Source organism: Methanocalculus sp. (assembly GCF_029762515.1).
Classification (GTDB): Archaea; Halobacteriota; Methanomicrobia; order Methanomicrobiales; family Methanocorpusculaceae; genus Methanocalculus.
Genome location: NZ_JARVGN010000094.1, coordinates 1 through 6326, shown reverse-complemented (window position 1 = coordinate 6326; position 6326 = coordinate 1). Strand labels below are relative to the sequence as shown.

5 protein-coding genes and 1 pseudogene are annotated in these 6326 nt (G+C 52.1%); 1 reads left to right on the top strand and 5 read right to left on the bottom strand.

Annotated elements, in window-relative coordinates; translation table 11 throughout:
- Positions 1 to 890: radical SAM protein (locus QCH34_RS04730; protein ID WP_300330919.1), on the top strand; the 890-nt coding region annotated here is incomplete at its 5' end.
- A gap of 210 nt (positions 891 to 1100) precedes the next feature.
- Here QCH34_RS04730 and QCH34_RS04725 read toward each other — a convergent pair.
- From QCH34_RS04725 to QCH34_RS04705, 5 genes and pseudogenes are all read right to left on the bottom strand, one after another.
- On the bottom strand, positions 1101 to 2492 hold the full coding sequence (locus QCH34_RS04725; RefSeq protein WP_300330915.1) for an ATP-binding protein: 1392 nt from the start codon (positions 2490 to 2492) through the stop codon (positions 1101 to 1103).
- 168 nt (positions 2493 to 2660) lie between these two features.
- On the bottom strand, positions 2661 to 3359 hold the full coding sequence (locus tag QCH34_RS04720; RefSeq protein WP_300330910.1) for a glycosyltransferase: 699 nt from the start codon (positions 3357 to 3359) through the stop codon (positions 2661 to 2663).
- Complete coding sequence (locus QCH34_RS04715; RefSeq protein WP_300330905.1) at positions 3356 to 4336, bottom strand: glycosyltransferase family 4 protein; 981 nt, start codon at positions 4334 to 4336, stop codon at positions 3356 to 3358. Before QCH34_RS04715 ends, QCH34_RS04720 begins: the two co-directional genes overlap by 4 nt.
- The gene (locus QCH34_RS04710; RefSeq protein WP_300330900.1) at positions 4336 to 5646 is read right to left on the bottom strand and encodes an FAD-dependent oxidoreductase; all 1311 of its coding nucleotides are present in this window, start codon (positions 5644 to 5646) and stop codon (positions 4336 to 4338) included. Before QCH34_RS04710 ends, QCH34_RS04715 begins: the two co-directional genes overlap by 1 nt.
- A gap of 47 nt (positions 5647 to 5693) precedes the next feature.
- Positions 5694 to 6326: pseudogene (locus tag QCH34_RS04705) on the bottom strand (DNA mismatch repair protein MutL); the annotation flags it as partial.

Here is a 6326-nt window from a genome sequence, read left to right as displayed (position 1 = left end):
CATACTGCGGGATATGCCGGAGGAAGAATGCGCCGGCATTTGCCCCAAAGGAGCTCGCTGACCTTATCTGCTCACTCTGGAAGGAGAGCCGGATCACCGGCCTCTTCCTCTCAACGGGAATACCGCGTGACTGCGGTCAGAGCATGGACGACCTGATCGAGGCTGCCACCCTCATGAGAAAGGGAGGATTTACCGGATACCTGCACCTGAAGGTGGTGCCGGGCGCCCTCCGGACCGATATCAATGAGGCGGCCCGGCTCGCCAATCGGATCAGCATCAATCTCGAAGCCGTCAGCAAGGATCGGCTCTCGGAGATCGCATCTGTCAAAAACTATGAGTCGGATCTGCTGCGGCGGCATGCCTGGGTTGCCGAGGCCGCCCCCGGCCGCCACACCACCCAGATCGTTGTCGGGGCGGGAGAAGAGACAGATGGTGAGATCCTCTCCTTCATGCACCGTGAATACCGGAGGTTTGCCCCTGCCAGCATCTACTATTCGGGGCTCATCCCCCTCCCCGGCACCCCGCTTGCCAGAGCAGCCCCGGCAAACCCGTCACGGTTAAAGGGGCTCTATGCAGTCGATGCGCTGGTGCGTGACTATGGCTATTCGCCGGATGAAACCGCTGCCGCACTTGACGAAGAAGGAGCACTCCTGCCGGGAGATCCGAAGATCAATGCTGCGGGATCAGTCCGGATTGATCCTTCTTCCGCCACCCGGGAAGAGCTGATCCGGGTGCCGGGGATCGGCCCAAAGGCAGTTGAACGGATCATCTTCATGAGGAGTGCCGGGCGGGCAGTGACAGAAAAGATGCTCAGGGAAGCAGGAGTTGTGATGAAACGGGCGGGGGCGTATCTTGTTGTCGGGGGAAGTGTGCAGGGGAGGTTAGGGTGAGAGAAGGAGGAAGGGGAGAGCATACAATGGGGAGGAGGGGGTGTGGAATGAATTGAGATCTATCAATAATAGCATCCCAAAATCCGGTCAATGGAAGTCACCACAAACTTTTTGTCCACATTATGCCCATATTGGATATGAGAATTCCAAGGATATAAAATAATTATTTTCCAATTTCAGTAGATATTTATGCGTTTTCTGATTTAGAATTCAGCGACTGCCAAGCCCACCCATGTCCACATAGGTGGAAAAGATCGGATTGAGTTGGAATAATTTCGTTGCTCCGCTTTTTTCCATCACAATGACTTTTTTCTTCTCAAGATCGGCAAGATCGCGTCGTGCAGTCTTCTCATTGCATTCAAAAATATTACTGTATTCCTGCCGGGTGATGGTGGCATGCGTTTGTAAATATTTGATTGCCCTGTGCTGCCGATGATTTAAGATCTTCGGGTTTTCAAGAAGCGTATTGACCGTTGAACGCAGGAAGGTGACCACAAATGCATTGCCTGCTTCACGGAACTGCGGGTCAGGGACGCCATCCCGTTCACAGGCAGTGATCATGCTGAGCGTACCTGATCCCCATTGTTCGATATATCCGGTAAGGAAGAGGAGACGGGCAATGGTTTTGTTCCTCGGGTAAGAAGAATGTTCGACTTTTAAGAGTTCGACTGTGACACCTTCTATGAGTGTCCCTGGGTTCCAAACCTGCACCCTGCTGTCGAAAATCCGTATCTGGACATTACCTGATGAATTATAATCACGGTGACAAACCGCATTGATAACTGCTTCCCGCAAGGCATCGGGCGGATATTCCCAGTGCTCTTCCCGTTGCATATTTCCGGGGACAACCCATGCTGCTTTCTGGATAGTCTGGGTTATGAAGCGGTTAGCATCTTCGATGAGCTGATCGATCCTGCCGTGCAGGACGCTCATGTTTAGATAAGTACTGGAGACTTCCTCTCCTTTGAACCGTGCACAGCGAACCTCAGACTGTGTAAAAAAACGTTGTGGATCTTTGCCGAAAAACAGGATGGCTGCATGGGTAGGCAGCCCTCCACTCAGGACACCGAGTTTTTCCAGTGCGATCTTAACCGGAGTTGAAGGATCTGCATCAAACCTCCGTTCATACAGTGCTCGTTCGAGGAATTTCCTGACTGAAGGTGCATCAATGTCATCAAGAGTAGCTCCCTGACAGAGTTGATCATCCCAAGGCACTGCATGTTCACGGAGTATGATGCGTTTTATTTCATCTGGGGGCATGACCCGGTTTTCGGTTCCGGTTCGCATGTACGCAATACCATCAAGATAGTAGGGTTTACTGATTCCCTCCGGGACAGTGACAACAATCAGGTGTTTTCCCTCTTCTTCGATAACTCGGATATCTGGTGTGACCTCAGGTTTTATCCGGGAGGTGATTTGTTGGGAGAGTTTGCGGAGTGAGTGGTCAGTAGGATCCACACCGATTATTGTCCCGGTGTTGGTCCTTCCAAACGAGATGATGCCGCCACGATGGTTGAGGAAACCACAGACTGATTTGAGAGCAGGCTCGATAAGGGAGAGGGATTTTTTCAATTCCAGAGTGGCGGATTCGTGGAGGATCATGATCTAATGTCTTCAGTTTTTATATTGGATTAGGGCTTGGTTACTTTTTCTTTTTGTTGATCTTCTGGTTGAGTGAAGTAAGAATTGCCTGTCTGTTCATGTTCTAATCCCAAAGACTGTTGGATTCATCCAGCCTGGAACACCCAGATTCAGGACGACAGGATCGACTCACTTATACTCCCGCTTCGAGTACTGGTACTTCTCGTCATCCCCGCCCTTGATGGTGATATAGAGCCACTCATAGAGCGACTTCAATGTCCCAAACTGCACATACCGGCGCATCGAGAACTTCACCCTGAGCTTCCCATCCAGCTTCACGCGGCCGATCTGCCGCATCCGGCGTGCGATCTCAAGATCGTCTCCGGCATCGATGGTGCGGTACATCCCTGCCTCAAAGAACGGTTGCCGCCTAAATGCCGTGTTGCAGCCGAGGGTGTAGTAGAGGGTATGCGTATAGTAGCCGAGCCGGGAGAAGGTATTGGCGAGGGCAAGCGATATCTTGTGCCTGATCCCAGGCTCAATCGGCTCAACCAGGCCATAGAGCTGGACAACTTCCGGGTCAGAGAAACCTGCCTCGATCCTGGCAAGCCAGTCCCGTGGGATGATGCAGTCGGCATCGGTGGTTGCGATGATATCGCCCTTTGATGCCTCTGCACCGTCGTTCCGTGCGCCTCCGACCTTTTTTCTTGTCTGGATGAAGACGAGATCCGCATACTTCTCTGCAATCTCCCGTGTCCGGTCTTTTGAGTTTCCGTCAACGACGATGATCTCATATTCCGAACGGGGGATTGACTGGTTCGAGAGGCTCTTTAAGCACTCCTCGATATTTGACTCTTCATTATAGGTTGGAACAATAACCGAGATCATGCATCCTCCGCAAGCCTCTTGTAGGTGTTCATATGCTCCCCGGCAATTCGATTGATATCAAAGCGCTCTGTGAATGAACGGGAGATACCTCTGAGACGCCGAAGAGCCGTCTCATCCCTCATGAAACCTTCCGCTTCGTGGATATCAGAAAAGAGGAGTGAGGCATCGCCAAAGACTTCACGAAACTCCGGAATATCCCGTGCGACAACCGGCACACCGGTTGCAAGCGCCTCCAGGAGCACCATCGGCATGATCTCCGCATATGAGGGGAGCAGGAAGATATCGGCACCGGCATATGCCTCTGTGATATCAGGAACAAAACCGGTGAATTTCACATTCTTCCCGGACTTCCTCTTCAACAGTTCGATCTTTGCATAATCTTTTGAGAGCACGCTGTATGGATAGCCGCCCACCCAGACGAAGGTGACATCAGGCATCTTCTTTGCGAGCTTCAGGAAGTCATAGATCCCCTTCCTCGGCGTCTCCTGGGCAACCGTCAGGACAACGGTGGTATCATCATCCACCTGGAGGCAGCTGCGGAACCGCCGTCTCTTCTCCTCATCGGGAGTAAACTTCTCCCGGTTCACCCCGTTTGGGATGAGGGTGGTCGGCATATCGGGGAGCATCTCCTCGATCTCACGGAGGCTTGGGGGCGTGATTGCGATGATATGGTCAAATTTGCCATAGATCTTTGGGTATTGATTATTGATGATCGTCGAGAAGGCAACATTTCCGTCATTCAGCCGTGGGGTGGAGTGTGCCGTTAAGATCTTCACTCCTTTGCTATATGAGCGGTGTGTCAGTGCCATCGGGCCGAAACTATGGTAATGGACGACATCAAAATCCGGTTGATAGGAGTTCCAGGCCACATCATAGGGGTGCTTCTCATGAATCTGGCGGTACAATGTCTTTGCAAGCGTCGAACAGCCGATGTACTTGAAGAAGAAGATATCCTCAACAAAGATATTTGCTCTCATTAATTTCGCTCCATAAAAGAAAAGGCGCTCTGGATGCAGCCATCCATATTCAGGTACTCAAACTCGGAGAACCGCCCGACGAGATCAATCCCCTGTTCAGAAAGCCAGGATCTGACAATCGCGATATTCTCCAGATAATCGAGATCATAGACCACATACGCAAATTTGGATCTATACACCGAACCATGGGCGATTGTGCCATCTTCCGGGATGACACCCATCTGCCTGAGGCTTCTTATAGTATCGTCAAGGATCTCATCACCGGTGAGCCGGGAGATCGGATCTCCTTCATTATAGGTGATCTCGGCAAGCACCGAAGCATGCCCGTCCGGGGCAACAGCGTCGCTGTAGTTTGAGGGGAATGAGATCCTGTTGAAGTCTCCGGTGGCAGCATCCGGGATATACACCCAGGAGAGGGGTGGTGCTGAACCTTTAAATCCGATACAGACGCTGATGAGCGAATTATATCTCAGCGCATCGCAGGCTGTCTGCACCTCTGCTGGGACAGAACCCAGGCATGGCAGGAGATGCTGGAGCGGGATTGTGGATATCACCCGATCTGCCGAATATTTGGTTGTTCCATCACTGATCACCCACTGCCCGTCCCTTTTCTGAAGAGAGGAGACAGAACAGCCGGTCACAATAAAATCCTGCACCGGCTCAGCGATAGCCTTCACAACTGACTCGATTCCCCCGAGAATCGGGTAGTTGAAGACCGACTGGTGGGTATACCCTTCTGTTTTGATGCCGATTGCCGATCTGATGATATCTTCAACAGGCGGCCGGGGCACACGCCCCTCCATCCAGTGTGCGGACATCTGTTCGGTCGGATAGTTCCAGATCTTCTCGTTATAGGGAATAAGGTAGCAGTCGGCTATTCCGCGTCCGAAGGTCCCAAGAATCCAGTCCCTGAAGTTCTGAGGAGTCGGGATCTCACCCTTCTCCGCGGCGATGATCGTCCTGATATATTCGTTGATACAGTAAAAGAGATCCTCTTTTGGAAGTTCATAGAGGCCGTTTTCGAATGGATAGGTGACCATCAGGCCTTTATAGAAGATCTTGGTATTCCGTTTCCGCTCTGCCTTGTTTGAGGAGAGGAGATCATTCATAAACGAGAGTACAGTCTCGTTCCGCGAGAAGATGATATGTGAACCGCCGATATCAAAGGTAAATCCATCCGCTGATTCCGAGCGGCATAAACCGCCGATCCGATCCTCTTTCTCAAGAACGATTGCCTCTTCCCCTGCCTGCTGCAGGAGCCGGGAGAGTGTGACTCCAGTGAGTCCACCACCGAGAATAGCCCATCTCACACTATATCATATGATGAGGTCGGTAATATGGATTTGTCCGAAATCACCTATCTCCTCTTGAAGAGGTGCTCAAGATCGGCTGAGCCGAACCTGACAATAGCCGGCCTTCCATGCGGACATGTATAGGGCGGTCCTGCGGAGAAGAGCTGCTGTATAAGCCGCTCCATCTGCTCGTGTGAGAGGGGTGTATTTCCCTTGATTGCAGCCCTGCATGCAATAGTTTTAAAAACACGCAACCTCCGCTCACTCGCGGGCCCTCGGATGCCCTCGATCACCTCAAGGAGAAGTGACTCGATCTCGCCGGGATCATCCAGCTTTGACTGTCCGGCTGGCACCGCCTGCACCGCAAAGGTATCGCCGCCAAACTCCTCGATCACAAAGCCTGCCGACCGGAGATCTCCGATTGCATCCAGAACAAGAGCCGCATCCTTTCTTGAGAGGGGTACCATCACCGGGACGAGGAGCTGCTGTGAAGCAGAAGCATCTCCCTCCCTCTTCTGGAGGAGATCAAAGGCGATCTTCTCGTGGGCTGCATGCTGATCGATGATCATAAGATCCCCTTCATCTGAGATGGCGATAATATACGTCCCGTTCACCTGTCCAAGCAGACGGGGCAGGTGCGATCCCTTATCAGGATGAGAGAGAGACGTTCCGGCAGGCTCTGTCACCCGGAGCTGCCG